The organism is Iodobacter sp. CM08, from assembly GCF_033446605.1.
GTDB lineage: Bacteria > Pseudomonadota > Gammaproteobacteria > Burkholderiales > Chitinibacteraceae > Iodobacter.
Map to the genome: position 1 here is coordinate 1 of NZ_JAWQUO010000061.1, position 14,494 is coordinate 14,494.

General features: G+C 39.8%; 20 protein-coding genes and 1 pseudogene. 11 read left to right on the top strand and 10 right to left on the bottom strand.

All coding sequences use genetic code 11. From position 1 onward, the window contains the following. Positions 1-469: pseudogene (locus R6242_RS21085) on the bottom strand (IS3 family transposase); the annotation flags it as partial. 561 nt (positions 470-1,030) lie between these two features. Further along, positions 1,031-1,372: a hypothetical protein gene (locus tag R6242_RS21090; protein ID WP_318430660.1), complete on the bottom strand. Its 342-nt coding sequence runs from the start codon at positions 1,370-1,372 to the stop codon at positions 1,031-1,033. Positions 1,373-1,751: 379 nt separating this feature from the next. Between R6242_RS21090 and R6242_RS21095 the strand changes: the two genes are divergently transcribed. Next, positions 1,752-2,039 carry a hypothetical protein gene (locus R6242_RS21095; RefSeq protein WP_318430663.1) on the top strand — a complete coding sequence of 96 codons (288 nt, stop codon included), beginning with the start codon at positions 1,752-1,754 and terminating at the stop codon, positions 2,037-2,039. An 87-nt stretch (positions 2,040-2,126) separates the two neighbouring features. On the opposite strand, the gene R6242_RS21100 is transcribed toward R6242_RS21095, so the two are convergent. From R6242_RS21100 to trfA, 4 genes are all read right to left on the bottom strand, one after another. Further along, on the bottom strand, positions 2,127-2,579 hold the full coding sequence (locus R6242_RS21100; protein WP_318430665.1) for a thermonuclease family protein: 453 nt from the start codon (positions 2,577-2,579) through the stop codon (positions 2,127-2,129). A gap of 132 nt (positions 2,580-2,711) precedes the next feature. Then, positions 2,712-2,990, bottom strand: coding sequence for a hypothetical protein (locus R6242_RS21105; RefSeq protein ID WP_318430666.1), 279 nt, complete (start codon positions 2,988-2,990; stop codon positions 2,712-2,714). Positions 2,991-3,045: 55 nt separating this feature from the next. Beyond that, entirely contained in the window at positions 3,046-3,660 is a 615-nt protein-coding gene (locus tag R6242_RS21110; protein ID WP_318430668.1) for a hypothetical protein, read from the bottom strand. 382 nt (positions 3,661-4,042) lie between these two features. Next, a complete protein-coding gene (gene trfA, locus R6242_RS21115; protein ID WP_318430670.1) occupies positions 4,043-5,047 on the bottom strand; it encodes a plasmid replication initiator TrfA in 1,005 nt (334 codons plus the stop codon). A gap of 1,753 nt (positions 5,048-6,800) precedes the next feature. Here trfA and R6242_RS21120 point away from each other — a divergent pair. Next, positions 6,801-7,148, top strand: a complete 348-nt coding sequence (locus R6242_RS21120) for a hypothetical protein (RefSeq protein WP_318430672.1) — start codon at positions 6,801-6,803, stop codon at positions 7,146-7,148. Between the two features lie 73 nt (positions 7,149-7,221). On the opposite strand, the gene R6242_RS21125 is transcribed toward R6242_RS21120, so the two are convergent. Further along, positions 7,222-7,677 (bottom strand): hypothetical protein, encoded by a 456-nt coding sequence (locus R6242_RS21125; RefSeq protein ID WP_318430673.1) that lies wholly within the window; start codon positions 7,675-7,677, stop codon positions 7,222-7,224. 322 nt (positions 7,678-7,999) lie between these two features. Here R6242_RS21125 and R6242_RS21130 point away from each other — a divergent pair, with 322 nt between their 5' ends. Beyond that, positions 8,000-8,443: a hypothetical protein gene (locus R6242_RS21130; RefSeq protein ID WP_318430675.1), complete on the top strand. Its 444-nt coding sequence runs from the start codon at positions 8,000-8,002 to the stop codon at positions 8,441-8,443. A 209-nt stretch (positions 8,444-8,652) separates the two neighbouring features. Here the strand turns inward: R6242_RS21130 and R6242_RS21135 are convergent, their stop codons facing one another. Continuing rightward, the gene (locus R6242_RS21135; RefSeq protein WP_318430677.1) at positions 8,653-9,564 is read right to left on the bottom strand and encodes a recombination-associated protein RdgC; all 912 of its coding nucleotides are present in this window, start codon (positions 9,562-9,564) and stop codon (positions 8,653-8,655) included. Between the two features lie 364 nt (positions 9,565-9,928). Between R6242_RS21135 and R6242_RS21140 the strand changes: the two genes are divergently transcribed. From R6242_RS21140 to R6242_RS21150, 3 genes are all read left to right on the top strand, one after another. Beyond that, positions 9,929-10,309 (top strand): hypothetical protein, encoded by a 381-nt coding sequence (locus R6242_RS21140; RefSeq protein WP_318430679.1) that lies wholly within the window; start codon positions 9,929-9,931, stop codon positions 10,307-10,309. A gap of 80 nt (positions 10,310-10,389) precedes the next feature. Further along, positions 10,390-10,611 (top strand): hypothetical protein, encoded by a 222-nt coding sequence (locus R6242_RS21145; RefSeq protein ID WP_318430681.1) that lies wholly within the window; start codon positions 10,390-10,392, stop codon positions 10,609-10,611. Next, entirely contained in the window at positions 10,611-11,489 is an 879-nt protein-coding gene (locus R6242_RS21150; RefSeq protein WP_318430684.1) for a hypothetical protein, read from the top strand. Before R6242_RS21145 ends, R6242_RS21150 begins: the two co-directional genes overlap by 1 nt. Positions 11,490-11,527: 38 nt before the next feature. Here R6242_RS21150 and R6242_RS21155 read toward each other — a convergent pair whose 3' ends face one another. Continuing rightward, the gene (locus R6242_RS21155) at positions 11,528-11,791 is read right to left on the bottom strand and encodes a hypothetical protein (protein WP_318430686.1); all 264 of its coding nucleotides are present in this window, start codon (positions 11,789-11,791) and stop codon (positions 11,528-11,530) included. A 152-nt stretch (positions 11,792-11,943) separates the two neighbouring features. Between R6242_RS21155 and R6242_RS21160 the strand changes: the two genes are divergently transcribed. Next, the gene (locus tag R6242_RS21160; protein ID WP_318430688.1) at positions 11,944-12,381 is read left to right on the top strand and encodes a hypothetical protein; all 438 of its coding nucleotides are present in this window, start codon (positions 11,944-11,946) and stop codon (positions 12,379-12,381) included. Here R6242_RS21160 and R6242_RS21165 read toward each other — a convergent pair. Then, positions 12,375-13,388, bottom strand: coding sequence for an IS1595 family transposase (locus R6242_RS21165; RefSeq protein ID WP_318430690.1), 1,014 nt, complete (start codon positions 13,386-13,388; stop codon positions 12,375-12,377). The two genes, R6242_RS21160 and R6242_RS21165, sit on opposite strands and share 7 nt — an antisense overlap. 109 nt (positions 13,389-13,497) lie before the next feature. On the opposite strand from R6242_RS21165, the gene R6242_RS21170 reads away from it, so the two are divergent. From R6242_RS21170 to R6242_RS21185, 4 genes are all read left to right on the top strand, one after another. Beyond that, complete coding sequence (locus R6242_RS21170) at positions 13,498-13,722, top strand: DUF6471 domain-containing protein (RefSeq protein WP_318430692.1); 225 nt, start codon at positions 13,498-13,500, stop codon at positions 13,720-13,722. A 19-nt stretch (positions 13,723-13,741) separates the two neighbouring features. Further along, the gene (locus R6242_RS21175) at positions 13,742-14,098 is read left to right on the top strand and encodes a nucleotidyltransferase domain-containing protein (RefSeq protein ID WP_318430694.1); all 357 of its coding nucleotides are present in this window, start codon (positions 13,742-13,744) and stop codon (positions 14,096-14,098) included. Further along, positions 14,095-14,280 carry a HEPN domain-containing protein gene (locus R6242_RS21180; protein ID WP_318430696.1) on the top strand — a complete coding sequence of 62 codons (186 nt, stop codon included), beginning with the start codon at positions 14,095-14,097 and terminating at the stop codon, positions 14,278-14,280. Before R6242_RS21175 ends, R6242_RS21180 begins: the two co-directional genes overlap by 4 nt. 30 nt (positions 14,281-14,310) lie before the next feature. After that, the coding region (locus tag R6242_RS21185) for a transposase (RefSeq protein ID WP_318430697.1) at positions 14,311-14,494 on the top strand (184 nt) is incomplete at its 3' end.

A 14,494-nucleotide genomic window follows, 5' to 3' on the forward strand; every position in this document is an offset into this window, starting at 1 on the left:
CGCGCACCTTTTTTTGCAGAATCAGCAATGCGGCCGCCTCCGCTAGTGCCTTATCTTTACGCAGAATTTCCCGCTCCAGCTGCTTATTTTGCTTGCGCAGGGTTTTGTTTTCCTGTGCCTGCTCTGGAGGGATGACTTCAGCCTGGCCCTGCGCCTGAATGGAGAGATCGCGCCATTGTTTCACCTGCTCTGGGAATAAACCCTTGGCACGGCAATATTCGCTGAGCTCGATTTCGGACATGGCAATGGTTTCGACGACCACGGCAAAGCGGGTTTGGGCAGACCAGTTTTCACTGCTGCGATGATGTTCGGGCACGGGGCGCCCCTCCTGGCGAAGTTGATTGCGCCAATTGTACAGCGTGGCTTCGGAGAGATTTTCTTGCAATGCCAACTGCCTGATACTGATCGGATGAGGAGCAAGCATTTTGCTTAAAATGGCATCTTTACGAGCCTTAGGAATACGCGACATGATGAGTAACCAGCCCCCTGAGTAAGTTGGAATCCCTGAAAAGGGAGTATCTCAACTATCCTGACACAGGGGGTTACTCGAACACGAGCATGGGTTAGATCAATGCGAATAGGTTTAGGTATACGCTGGATCGTTGTGATATCTGCATAGGGCCCAAGAGGCATTGGGCTGCCATCCTGAAGCTTTCCTCCCCATCCTAATGAACAGACCCCAGCTATGCTAACTAAGTCGAAGCCCTCTGTTTCATCAAACTTAGGCAGCAATCCGTCCTCACCGAATACCGAAATATCAAAAGCGACTGCAAGCTGTTCAGGCAAAAGGGACAAAAGTTCTTCGTGTGCTCTTTTTGGCCAGTTTGTGATGAGCAGAAATCTTTTTGACCCAGGCCACTTAGTATTCAAACTCTCGATCTCGATTCTATTAATTAAATCATGTTTGAAAGTTGGTGATGCCAATAATTGACGCCATTCCGATTCACACAATGGTCTTTCCCATATCTGGAGCATTTGGTTGTCCATAATTAATAAAACCATATTGAAATTAGTTATGTTTGTTGACTATTCAGTGTGATAGAAATGATTCTTGAGGCATACACGCAACTTGATCGTTAATTTCATTTCCTCTTAGGATCACGCGACCCTGACCATCTACAGAAACATTTACAGGTAATGATGGTTCATCTGGCCAAACAGTTCTCCAATTAATAGAACCATTAACATCAAATACACCAAACCACCCATTTCTACTTTGAATAGGTCTTTTTTCTAACAACCAAATATTATTATTATCAAAATCAATCGTTATTACTGCATTCATTGCTTCGCAGTGAAATTTTTGAGCTGCTGCTTGAATGGGCATTGATGCAATTATTAAAACTAGCGAAATATATAATTTTTTAAGCATTTTTATTCCTAAAAATATTGATTAAGTTTTGAGAAATTAAGTCTAAATTTTATCATGCGCTAAGTTTATGATTGGCGCAAAATGAAGGCCTTTAGCTCTTGTATTTATGGAGTTTTTGCTTTTTCTGCCCTATCTTTGAGCAAGTAGTAACCTCTTTCGCAGTTTCACTATCATGAACATGCTGCTGACTACCAAACTTAAACACACTCAGGAAGGCAAGATAACGGGGTATGACGGTCACGTGTACGACATTGGAGGGGTAGGGGCACAAGCGACGGTCCAGAGCAGGCTGGTGCACTTAATGCAAAGTCCGGTAGGGGTGGTCAGCAATACGTTATAGAATGCAAGATTCTTGTTTCTTATTCGCTAGGCTATGTTGATGAGCAATCAGAAAAATGAACAGTGGATTGTTAAATTTCCCAAAGGGGATGCCCGCCGACTTTTTGTATTACTGGCCGCAATTGATGCACTACCATGCCCAACGATCACGACTTTATCACTAAAAACTGGGCACAATAAAGGAACAATAAAGGCAGATATCAAGCGGCTAGAACAGTATGGGGTAGATATTGAGCTTCAAGGGGATGTGTTTAGAATAAAATCTTGGGGGGATTTATTAAAAAAAGATAGTGTTAGAAAGTATTTAAGAACAAGCAAGAATAGTTAGAAATCTTCTTTTAAGCCTTACTAGGCCGTTTGAATTTGGTAATCTTTCGCCAAATTCAAACGAAACTAGATATCAAAAAATGAAATATCAATCAGCCCAAATCCCGTTTTTCATTGCTTTGGCTTTTTCTTCTGAAATAAGTAGTGACTGATAGGTTTTTTTAGAAATTTTTGAGTTTGTTTTTTTAGGTGTAACTGCGCATCCAGCCAAAACTTGGCGTTGATTAATATTTTCCCCATTAATTGATACAAAACCCACGTATCTATTCTCTTTATCTTTATTACCAACAACATCAACATCTACTTCTTTGTTTAAGATATCGGATAACATTTTTTTGCAACCGGAAGCAGTTGAATTATTCTTAAATTCATCAACGCCACCTAATAATCGAATTTTATATTGCTCCAAATCACCTGTCACCACAACAAAAGTATCTGCACTTAAGACATCAGAAACATTGCCTGAAATTGCAGAAACATTAGAACCTGCATGAGTAATACCTGCAAGAAGAAACAAAGGAATTAAAAGATATTTTTTCATGTCATCACCATATAATAATAAGATTATTATGCCTACATTGATTAAATACATCAACAAATATATAAAAATCAACTCAATTAAACGTTTGTATTACTATTTGTAATGACTTTATAAATATATTTTAGGTTATCATTAATACAATCTTTTAACTCGTGGGTATTTTTGGTTCATTTTCATTTTTTCCGCAGGAATGAAAACAGGGAATGGTACTTTCACAGTTTTAATTCTTACTTTAGATTGATTTGATGTTGTTTTTTTATGAAAAGCGTTGTTAGAGTTGTTCCTGCCAATAAGGAACAACGCAACAAGCAAGGAAAATGCAATTTTCCAGCCAAAAATGAAAAGTATTGCTATGGAAAAGATTGTACCAATTACTGTATCTTCGTTATTTTTCTTTAAGTTATACATCATTATTATACCTTCGTAGATTTATATAATTACCTTTATAACATATTATATTCATCATTTAGTGTGGTTCGTAAGTTACGAATACTTTTGATCCGGACCTGCTAAGATTAAATTCTGTGCAAGAAAAGAGTAAATTGCATTCATGAAGTGCTTCTAGCATCTTGTTTTTTTGATTGATTTTGGCCATTGCCAGCGAAGAAACTAATGTTATGCTGTTTTTTCTTGTTCCAATTTTCCGTTCGTCACATGCTCTCTTCCATGCGATTTTCCATGATAAATCTAGTGCATCAATAGCAAACGTCCGAGCTTCACCTCGCTTTTCTGCTGGGAAAAAACCATATAGAAATCGTTCTGCAATGAATAACAAGTTCTGTTTTTCATCTTCCAGAAGAAAACCTGAAATATTATGTGAAGCCCAGATTATGAAGTTTGCTAGATAATAATCTAAAGTAGGTAGATTTTTTTTTGACCATTCTATATTTAGCTCATCAATAAGCTTGCTAATTGTTTGTGCAAAATAATTACTATTAGCTGAATTAATTAATCCAATACTATTTTGCCCTATATTTAAGTTATTATTTATTATTGAGATAAAACCTGCCTCAACCATAAATTTTTTTTCTTTTGGGAAACTATCTGCAGTTTTTAATGATGAATTTTTCTTACTCTGCATGTTTCTTATCCATAAGTAAACGAATGGGCTTGTTCTTAGTCAGTGAACAAGTACACCAAATTTAACCATGGAATGTAGAGATTTGAGGTGCAAAAAATTGAATATCTTGGGTGTTAACTAATTTTTTGTTTTTTGACAAAGGAAAGTAAGAAATATTTATACATAATTACATTATTATTATATTATTGTAATGTTAAATGTTGCTATTTTGGGTAAGTTGTAAGAGGAGAGTATGAATATGGGCTGAGCAACCATGCTTTTCTTTTTTGATTTCCTACCCATGAACATTTTATTACACGATAGATTTTTAGAACAAGGGTAGGAAATTGACATATTTATGAAACTTTATTCACTTTAATTTTTTTTGAAATATCAGAATAATTTATTCTTTAAATTCTTCATTGAAATCATCTGTTGAAGGTGTTTTATTTACGTTTGGATGATTTGGTGTTGATGATTTATTACCTATTTTACGTTGTGGTTTTAAACGTTTCACAAGAAGTAATCCATCTTTTAAAATATACTTTTCCAAAAATCCGCACGAAATTAAAATCTCACATCCACGCTTAAATGCTTGATTTGCTGCTCCAGTAGACATATTTCCTAACCCGGAAATAGTTCTTAGAAAACTTAAAGGAATTGGTTTAGGTTCATCAAATTCTGTTAAATATGAAAATAACCATAAGGCTACATCACTTTTAGTTTTGGTAATTTTATACCTAATATCCCAATCAAATAAAGTGACATTATTGCGTTGATATAGTTCTGCCAGAGTAGGTTCGAGTTGTATTGACCATTGATCTCTATTTCTACCCGAGTTTGGAATAGATATTTTTGCGTCAAGTTCAGCAAGTAATGTTTTAGCTTGTAAATGCACTAATTGTTGATTATCAATTATTTTTGCGATAGTGATTACTGTACCTCGCATTAAGCTTAGCGAATTGTACAATTTCGCATAATTACTGCTACTTGTGGACCAATTAAGTTGGCTTAAAAGTACGCCGGGATAAAAATAAAATCGTTCCGTCAGTGGTTGATTTTTTGTTAAATCGATTAGCTTAGCCAAAATTGTAGCTTCATCTTGTCTTAGCTCCGCACCAGTTACCCTTGCTATCAAGTTTCCTTGCATCGGGATGGCTACGTTCTCCCGCAGTTCGCGTTTGCCTCTTGAGCAAGCAGAAAATAGGCTTCCTTTAACGAGTGAACTTGACTGTAGGCCTACGTCATCAAACCAGGGCAATGAGAGTTGCTTGCTGTTACTTTCATTTAACTGCTGTATCAGAGGTAGTTTTTTCTTTTTGATGCTGTTTGCATCAAGAGTAGCTTTTATATTTTTTAAATACATATCGGTTGATTTCATTTTGCCGGTTTCGTTTGAGTTTGACATGTCATTTTCTCAATAAATTTAAGTGCTTTAAGTGCTTTCTTAAAAGGGTTATACAAGGTTCTACAACAAGGACTATAAGAAGGACTAGGAAATCGCTGTGAGCCTTATACAGCAAGGCTTTGAGGCCTATTCAAATCACATCAGAGCGACACTTTTGTCACATCACAGCGATAAGTAAATCACATCAGAGCGTTAGTTGATCACGTCAGAGCGATATGATCACATCAGAGCGATGTTAAATCACACCAGGACGACGAATTTTGCCTCTAATTTGAGCTCTTTGATGTCAGGATCACATCAGAGCGACACGAAATCACATCATAGCGATAAAATTATCACGTCACGACGATAGCGAATTCGAATTTCCTATACTTTTAGCTTCCAAGTCGGTGATGTGATCCCGAAATATTCAATCACATCACGACGATAGCAGCCCTTAACGGTCCCTATTGTTTCCCATAGGAAGCAGGGACGTAAAAGGACTTAATAACTTAGCAAAATTTTTGTAGTTTGTTTGTCATTGGATGTGTAGTTTCTATCAAATTTGCAAATTTGATTACAAAAAACTTACATATAGCAACTTTTTCATGATAAATAAATATTTCCCCATGCTTTGTCAGTTTGTACTGTCTTTTTGCTGACATCTAGCTATTTGTTTGTCATATTTTTGGTAATTTTTCAAAACGCCTGATCACACCACAGCGATAACTTTTCGTATCTTCATAGGTCCTATAGCGTTTGTGAAACAGGGTAAAATATTGATTTTAAAGGGAAGATACAGCTTTTATCACACCATAGCGATAAGTATCCTAATCCATTAAACATCCTTCACGTCAACACTATGTAGCTGCAAAAAACAAAAAACATGGTTCCTTACTGCATTCAGAAGCAAAAATTATATGCATGCGGCAATTCTTGGTGGTTTTTGCTGCTTTTTCCTCATAAATTACTGGTTGAAAATCAGACTTTGTGGTTTATTTTCTTAAAATCACACCATAGCGATAGGTTTACAACATTTTTATCATGGGTCATCAGAGCTGATTGTGTGATGCTGGTTGATCAGAAATATACAGCTTGTGGGTATGTTCCCCAGCAAGCTGTTTATTGTCATTATTGCTTAAACGTGAGGGATGGCCGGAGCTAATCTCAACGTGGCACGGACTTGATTAGCTTTATCAAGCAATCTCTGGAATTCGATCAAACTGTCAGCACTCAGTTCAATCGAGCCATCTACTGAGATCAATCTCATAGATTTGTCTTTAACAAGATACTCATGGGCGTCACGTAAAAGGCTAACAAGAGGCGCTGGGTCCTTTTCTACGCACAAGAGGTGCCACTCATGTGCGTTAATGTATAGGTTTCCATCTCTGATGAAGTAGGGGGATGAGTTGGCATCCGGAAAGCCTTTTAGTGGGTTTTCCTGGTCATTAATAGTCATAAGCGTATTTCTCATCTTTTGTTTGAGGCTGTTTTACGATTAGAACGAATCTGCAAATCAATGAAACAGATAAATAAATTGAAGTAAGCAGCTTCCTTCCACCAAGACCATTTAAACATTTCGTTGTCATTGGTTTAGAATGCATTTTATCTAAAGTCTTCAATTTAAGGCTTTACTCAGCTAAGGCATCGTAGCACATACATAGAAGAAATTGTGTTGATAAGTTAGTTTAACTAACTTATACTTTATTTGAATCATATAGTTATGTTCTCATTGCCAGATTAAGGGCTACATTAAAATATATAGAGTCCAGGTATGAAAAAAAAGCATTTTGATATCGAAGCACATGGGCAAATCAAGCCTAAAGCCGAACGATTCAAATGGATTATCATTACAATTGCATCTGAACCTGATGTCGACGTTTCTAATGAAGTATTCATAAAAAGGTATTCTGAAATAACTAATTCGAAAGTGTTTAAAATATTTGGATCAACGAAGAGTATTATGCTTTCTGAAGATTTGGCAGAAATGGAAGGGAAAGGATGGTTGAAACGCATGATCAACAAAAATAGTAGCAGAAATATTAAAGTTAGGAAGAAGAAATATTGCCTATCTGAATTTGGCATGCTTTTGTATTCAGAAATAGTAAATTCAAATAACTAAAATGAAAATTAGAAAAATATTCAAATTGTCCAGGCTGTAAGAATCAATACTGGCCTGGACGTTTTATTACTTTTCAAGTAGATATAATTTTATTGTTTATAAATGTTGTAACTGTTTTAAAGTAAATAGTAATTTCATGAATGGTTAATTTCTTGAATACTAGTCTTAAAATGTCTTGATTTTCGATTGCAGCATCAATAGTTGAATTCTTTAACATTGGGCCTTCATGGTCCTGGAGTAAGACAAGTTCTTCGTATAATTGCTCTAACGGAGAAATGCTGACGTTTAAATTTTTTTGAGTAATAACATATTCCCAAAAGGTTAACCATCCGTTTAAAGCGGGTGTAAATGTATACCATTTTCCATTCTCATGAGCGGGTATATGTAGAACATCTCCGCTTATAAATAACTCACCCGTCTCACGGAATGCTTTAAGAGCGTCATCAATTGGGTGAAATGCGTTATAGACTTCAAAAAGATTAGGATAATCTAAACATGATGTTTTTTTAGGTTTGCACTTTTTACGCATCCAATTGCCTTTTTTAGTAGTAATAATACTTTATCTAGTTTTGTATAACTAGGGACTAGAAATATGAACACGCATTCTGGGCCATTGTGGCCTCTTTCACAAGACAAAAATTTCACTTGCTTTATAGGCCAGTATGGCCCAGTATCTGAATTAATATCACACTCGTATAAATGATAAATATATGTCTCTTCGTTCTGAAACTCTATTACCTGCGAATCGTTCAGAAAGAGTTCATCCCACTGGGGACGAGGTCAGATTGGTTGTCAAATTAATCAAAAGTCACTTACCTGCCCTTAGTGTTACTGGGAGCACGATTGGGCTTATGTTGGGGTTAGGTGTAACAACCGCAGTAGGATCTCGGACTTTTAGACGTTGGGTTTCAACAGGCCCGCAAGAAAGTACGATTTCTTATCCTGCATGGGCAATTTTGTGTCATGAGGCAGGCTTTGAACGTATTTGGCACCCAGTTCGAGATTTGCATAATGATGAACCCATTAATTTGCTTCGACCTTCCACCTTGGTTGCAGCACGGGTTTGGGAGTCACCTACCGGGAATGAAGTTCGGGCTATTGCAACTAAGGTTGAGGAAATCACGGGCACAAAGATTGCAGAAATTCTTGGGCTCTCTTGCTCTTTTGATGGCCGATCTCGAACCTTTCGCCGCTGGAGCAAAGCTGATGAAGCCAGCACCATTCCTTATGCTGCTTGGGCATTGATGGTGGAAATGGTGGGTAAGGGAGTGATTTGGGAGTGGACTATAGAATAATCACGTATTCTTTTCGCTTTATACGACGAATTCTTCTCCCGGACTTAGCGCCAGGTGCTCCAGCCATAGCTCTTATATCTGAGCGTAGCGAATGGGCTTGGCTGGGGAGGACACCTTGCTTTTTCTTCTGGCATGTTCCTCTGTCCCTAATTTATTATAAATTAAAAGGCGGCCTGTCTGGCCGCCTTTGGTTTTAACCTCAGTTTCTTTTATGTGGATGCCAGCTCATCCCCAAGAGCCTCAATAAGCTCCGGAATTAGGCTTCGTAATTCCCCTGCTGCAAGGGCAAAGCTGGATTCAAACATCGCGTCTTGCGTATCCACATCGGCGTCTTTAAGTTCATCCTGTAATACATCCAGCATGGTAAGGCGCTTGATTTCAAATTTTTCAGTCATCTGAAAAGAAATCCGCTCTTTCCAAGCAAGGCCCATTTTGCTAACGAGCTTACCAGTAGCAAGATGCAGTTTGACTTCATCACTGTGTAAATCTTGTCGTACAAAGCGGGCAATTGCGCCATCGTCGCCGGGGAATTTCAATTCGCAATCGGCATCCAGCTGGAATGGGGCGGGCACTTCGTTTTCCAGCCAGCTGGTCATGGCGGTTTGCGGCGTGATTTTCGTTTGAATCAATCGGGTTGGCAGGCTGCCCAGTGCATCTCTTAAACTAACTAGCAAGTTTTCTGCTTTGGCGGCTGCGGCGCTATCCACCATAATTAAATTTAGTTTTAAATCGATTAGGGCACGGTGAGTGCTGATGCGGTTAAAGGCACGCGGGCGAAGTTCTTCTGCCACGCGCTCACGAATGTCTTTGGCTTCTTTGCGGCCCACTTTGCGCTCTTCTTCTTTCTCTATATGGCGGATGCGCTCTTCTGCCTCTTGCTTAACCACCACGGCAGGTAGGATTTTTTCATCAGTTTTTAAGCAGACTAAAACCATATCCTGGCGGGCAAAAACAAACTCATCTGGCACATGCGGAGCAGGCGGTATCCACCCCTGGCTCATCAAATCATTGCTGCCACAAGGAAAAAATGGTTTTTTAGCTAAGCATTCGGCAATCGATTCGCCTGACAGAGCATGTTCGGGGCTAAGACGGTAGAGTTGCATATTTCGAAACCAATGCATGATGTTTTCCTGTTTTTTAAAAAGGTGAATAAATAGTAATTTCTGAAGTTTGGCTGACTTAGTCGTTAATGATGGTTTAAATTTTCTAATAGTTTTAATTAAATTAATGTGTGAGTTTGGAAGTTTTTTTAGATTCTACTTTGCATGGTCTTAATAATAAATTTAGAGTTATAAAAATAATATTAGTATATTACTACCTTTAATAAATTAATCAAGGGTCATGCAAATATACATTGTCTTGAAATTATTAATTCTATTTAATGACTTCATTTGGGGGTTTAAGAAAATACGGTGTTTGACATGGGGCACTGTGCGGATAATAATATGCCATTAATGGTTTATGACATTACTATAAAGGTCGTTTATGAAAAATAAGTTTGTGAAATATGCAGTTACTGCAACACTCCTAGTATTTTCTCTCCCGGCAATTGCAAGCTCTGAGGGCCTCGGAAATGAAGCAAGTAAGGTAGGATTCATGATTTTTACACATGATTATACCGTGGCATTGAAAAAGGCATTTGAGAAGGAGCGTGGTAATGATCGCCAATACAATAAATCCGTGGGTGAGCAAGTAAAAATTGAAACTCTAAATAAAATTAATTCATGGGTGAAAAATAAGAAAGTCCGTATTATCAATATTGAAACAATTCAAAATGTAAGCGGGGTGATAATGGGAGGGCCCATGGCGTCTGGTGAAGTGTCTACTAGAGAAGATGGTTATAAAGTTTGGTATTTAGATAAATAATGTAGTTTTAATTATGGGCATGCCCGTTTACCCAATCGTTGTGTTAATAAAAGAAAAACCTAGCAAGTAATGGATATCAGATGGACAGAAAAATTAATGATCCAGACAGACGAAAAAACCAGTTGAAGGAAGCCAAAGCTGCTCAGCGGAAACGAGAAAAAATGGCTGGGCGAGTTGAGTTGAAAGCAACTGTATCTGAATCAACTAAATTATGGTTTCAAGACTATCAAGTTAAGCATGACTTGAAATCGCTAGGAGAGGCCTTGGATGCGATTCAACAAACTTTACAAGGAAAAATTTAATGAAAGAAACGTCGATTTGGGTTAATAGCAATCCACGTGTCTGCAGCCAAATGGAAGAATTTTTTGCAAGCAAAAAAATACCTATTACGCCTGGGATGCACGACCACGCCAATTTTCTTAAAGAAGAAAATAAAAACCCTCGGTTACTGGATTCACTTGCACGCTATATAGAAGTGAGGTCGTATACTGATGAGTATTTAGCTGATGCTCGCCAAAAAATTCAAATTGTTGTAGATGCGGTGTATCAGGCCGTCAAGAATGATGGCCGTCTTGGCGCTTGTGTCGATGCTTCCGGAATGATTGGGCGCATGCTGGATGCCCTTTGCATTTGGAACTATGTCGCTAAAGTTTCACTTACTATTGATTACCCAGAAGCATCTGATAAGAAGAGCACGCAATTTTGGTCTATTGATCAAAGAAATTTTGATGCTCCGCATGTTGTTGTTGTTGCGCCTCCGTTTAGCGTAATTGATGTTACCGTAAAATTGCAGCCTTACAGCAATAACGAAAGTGCCTATTTGCCAAATTTTGTCCTTGCTGATGAAACTAAGCCAGCAAGGTGGAATGTAAATGATCTGGTAAGTCCCATTGTTCAAGAGATAGCTAAAGGTGAAGGTGAGTCACCTATTAGTTTCATTAAAGCTTCAATGCATGAAGTTATGGATTGGTTGCCGCCCCGGTCAGTCGAATTTTCAGGAACGACTATGAAATATATACCCGTGGCCTTGGGAGGTTTTATTGAGAAATTGTCTGAAATAAACGGGTATTGCCCTGGGGGGAGAACAGCCCAGCAGATATTCGATCAGGATGTTATTCCAAAATTAGTAGCTTTGCGAATAGAGCAAGAGCAAGAGAATTATCCGGGGCCCAGTTCTTAATATTTAAAGGGGAAAATAGAGGGCAGTCTATTTTGCTGTTATGGATCTATAGTCGGAATGTTGAACGCTTTGGCCAATGCTTTTGCTGCCTCTCTAACTGCACATCCGCTCTGAATTTTGATGCCAAAGACTGTTTCGTAGCGGACCATCGCACCTTTTGTGCGTTGTTGTAACATTTTATTGATGGTGTTTTTAGACTTTAGCCCTTCAATGGCATGATGGTGAATAACTCGAAAGTGTGATGACAACATGCTGTTTGACTGCACAAAAGTGACAATTGCAGGAACTATTTCTGGTTTCATTTTTTTATTTTCATTAAAGACTAAATAGTGTCATCGAATGATTGGAGGAAGGGCATTGCTGTACTTTGTACGGAATTATGTAGCAAACGCACAAGACGATTAGACTAAAATTCACCAAAATATCTCATTTACTCGCTAAATCGAGGTGTTTTATGGCTGAATCTCATGTTATTTCTGGCTTAGTCGCCAAACGCGCCGACCTTTCAGGTTTGGTCGCACACCATCGGCAGGAAGTCGCCCGTTTACAGGCCGATTTGCAGCATCTTGATGCCACAATCAAGCTGTTTGAGCCTGATTTTAATCTCAAAAGTATCAAATCCAAACAGGTTCGCCAGCGGAGTCAATATTTTGAACGTGGCGAGGGTCAACGCTTGGTGCTGGAGGCGCTGCGCCTGATTGGTCAGCCTGCTTTGTTGAGTGCGATTGCTCAACAAGTGATGGCAGTTAAAGCCTTTGATGTCTCCGAGTTACTTGCTATTGAGCACAGCCTAGATAGCATTTTACGTCGCGCCGAACGGAGTGGTTTAGTTCAACGGCTAGGCCGTGACAGTCACGGCACGGCTTGGGGCTTAGTGCCGTTGCCTCAATGAATCCGTTCTTCAAATCGCTTATTCCCCTGCCAGTACCCACAAAAATCCCGCGAGGTGCGCGAGCCAGCGCACTTCATCAAAATATCACTGAACATTTCACCATTGCTCATCCGTCGATTGTCTTCCCGATAAGCAGCTTCGTTGGCGTAATGGTCTAAATACATAATCCCAAACTTATGCACTTGCCCATATTGCATCCGACGAAACCGTGAAAAGTAACTTTCGGCAATGTTGGTGTTCGTACCATCGTCCGAGCGATATTCAATTTGATGGTTAATGCGCTTGGTATCGAAAAAAGCATGTAGCGGGTCGTAGGCGCTGGCTTCATCAGCAAAGACGGTTGTACCTTTCTTGATGAAACGGCCTGCAAGCTTGGCGACACTGGTTTGGTTTTCGTTTTTAATCACGAAAGTCAACGTGCGCTGACCGCCTTTTTTAGCATCGCCTTTGCCGTGGCGCGAACGCATAACCAAAACACAGCGTTTGTCTTCGTTTTGGTTCTCGGTCAAGCGGCGATCTACCCGATCTGCTTTCTTGTTTTTAGGGCGCACATGGCCGTTCACATAAGCACCATCCAGTTCGACTTCGCCATCCAGTGCCGATTCGTCGCGCTGTTCCATCAAGGACTCACGAATTTTGTGTGCCAGAACAAACGCAGTTTTGTACTGCACATTCAAGTCTCGCCCCATTTGTAGCGCCGACAAGCCTTTCACCGCATTGCAGTAAATGGCAATCGCTGCCAAGTAGATTTTGAGTGGCAATTTATGGCTGGCAAAGATTGTGCCTGATGTGACTGAAAAGGTATGGTTGCAATCACGGCATCGCCATTGCTGGCGCGTTCTGATGAAATAGTGTTTGTGGATACTACCGCAATCAGGGCAAATGGAATCGTGATGACCCCAGCGGCTTTGCCGAAACATCTCAAACGCCTGCTCATCGCTGAGTGCGTAGATAGCGCGTAATGACAAACTTCGAGCTTTGGCCGAGAGTAAAAAGTGCTGAGTCATGACATCACCTCGAATGGTAGATTCATACTATATATGATAGACTATATTGAGCTGAATTCAACCAAATTCATATCGAATATGATTATTAATCTATCCATTGGAGTGACAAATGGCATCTTCTGAATGGGAAGAAAAAATCAAGGGTTTACTTAAATCCGAGCTAAAGCGCCGTGATGTGACTTATCAGCAACTTGCGGATAAGCTCTCTGCAATTGGTATTCCTGAAACGCCTGAAAACATTGCCAATAAAATTAGTCGAGGAAAATTCTCTGCTGTTTTTTTAGCTCAATGCCTTGAAGTGATTGGATGTCGGACGCTCAGGTTGGAAATCTAATAAATTAACGAGGTGCGCCATGCATACGCTTGCAAATCATCCCCTTGATGCTGCGACGACATTAACGGTTAAAGCATTTTTGGAGCGCGTTGCCGCCGTGTTTCCTGTGCGCAGCGCCATCCTGTTCGGCAGTCGTGCGCGGGGCGAATTTCAGCCCGATAGCGATGCTGATGTTGCAGTTTTACTTTCAGGCAACAGAGGTCAATTCATGGCGGCGAAAATGGCGATGTCAGACATGGCCTTTGACGTGATGCTGGATACAGGGATTCGAGTTGAAGCGCTACCAGTTTGGGAAGATGAATGGGCAAACCCCGACGAATACCGCAATCCGTATTTGCTCCGCAACATCGAACGCGATGGAGTCATTATTCAATGAACCCGATGTCGCCACAAGACCTGATTGCTAAGGCCGAACGTGCCATTCAATCAGCCAAGCTGCTGCACGAAGCAGGCGACGTGGATGGCGCTTGTAATCGCGCTTATTACGCGATGTTTGATGCTGCCAAAGCCGTGTTACTCGCGGTAATCCCCCCACAAAACCAGCTCATTTTTAAGTAGAATTTTCTCGCAGTGTTTGAGGAGCTCTACATGAAAGCAGCACGCTATTCCGACAGCCAAATTATGGCGATTTTAAAGCAAGCCGAAGCTGGTTCAACCGTCCCCGATTTGTGCCGCGAGCACGGCATGAGCTCTGCCTCTTTTTATAAGTGGCGCGCCAAGTTTGGCGGCATGGACGTCTCGATGATGACTCGCATGAAAGAGCTGGAGGACG

Bases quoted from the DNA above. Each gene is read 5' to 3' on its own strand.
- R6242_RS21090 (WP_318430660.1), bottom strand. From the start codon at position 1,372: ATGCTTAAAAAATTATATATTTCGCTAGTTTTAATAATTGCATCAATG.
- R6242_RS21095 (WP_318430663.1), top strand. From the start codon at position 1,752: ATGAGCAATCAGAAAAATGAACAGTGGATTGTTAAATTTCCCAAAGGG.
- R6242_RS21100 (WP_318430665.1), bottom strand. From the start codon at position 2,579: ATGAAAAAATATCTTTTAATTCCTTTGTTTCTTCTTGCAGGTATTACT.
- R6242_RS21105 (WP_318430666.1), bottom strand. From the start codon at position 2,990: ATGATGTATAACTTAAAGAAAAATAACGAAGATACAGTAATTGGTACA.
- R6242_RS21110 (WP_318430668.1), bottom strand. From the start codon at position 3,660: ATGCAGAGTAAGAAAAATTCATCATTAAAAACTGCAGATAGTTTCCCA.
- trfA (WP_318430670.1), bottom strand. From the start codon at position 5,047: ATGTCAAACTCAAACGAAACCGGCAAAATGAAATCAACCGATATGTAT.
- R6242_RS21120 (WP_318430672.1), top strand. From the start codon at position 6,801: ATGAAAAAAAAGCATTTTGATATCGAAGCACATGGGCAAATCAAGCCT.
- R6242_RS21125 (WP_318430673.1), bottom strand. From the start codon at position 7,677: ATGCGTAAAAAGTGCAAACCTAAAAAAACATCATGTTTAGATTATCCT.
- R6242_RS21130 (WP_318430675.1), top strand. From the start codon at position 8,000: ATGTTGGGGTTAGGTGTAACAACCGCAGTAGGATCTCGGACTTTTAGA.
- R6242_RS21135 (WP_318430677.1), bottom strand. From the start codon at position 9,564: ATGCATTGGTTTCGAAATATGCAACTCTACCGTCTTAGCCCCGAACAT.
- R6242_RS21140 (WP_318430679.1), top strand. From the start codon at position 9,929: ATGAAAAATAAGTTTGTGAAATATGCAGTTACTGCAACACTCCTAGTA.
- R6242_RS21145 (WP_318430681.1), top strand. From the start codon at position 10,390: ATGGACAGAAAAATTAATGATCCAGACAGACGAAAAAACCAGTTGAAG.
- R6242_RS21150 (WP_318430684.1), top strand. From the start codon at position 10,611: ATGAAAGAAACGTCGATTTGGGTTAATAGCAATCCACGTGTCTGCAGC.
- R6242_RS21155 (WP_318430686.1), bottom strand. From the start codon at position 11,791: ATGAAACCAGAAATAGTTCCTGCAATTGTCACTTTTGTGCAGTCAAAC.
- R6242_RS21160 (WP_318430688.1), top strand. From the start codon at position 11,944: ATGGCTGAATCTCATGTTATTTCTGGCTTAGTCGCCAAACGCGCCGAC.
- R6242_RS21165 (WP_318430690.1), bottom strand. From the start codon at position 13,388: ATGACTCAGCACTTTTTACTCTCGGCCAAAGCTCGAAGTTTGTCATTA.
- R6242_RS21170 (WP_318430692.1), top strand. From the start codon at position 13,498: ATGGCATCTTCTGAATGGGAAGAAAAAATCAAGGGTTTACTTAAATCC.
- R6242_RS21175 (WP_318430694.1), top strand. From the start codon at position 13,742: ATGCATACGCTTGCAAATCATCCCCTTGATGCTGCGACGACATTAACG.
- R6242_RS21180 (WP_318430696.1), top strand. From the start codon at position 14,095: ATGAACCCGATGTCGCCACAAGACCTGATTGCTAAGGCCGAACGTGCC.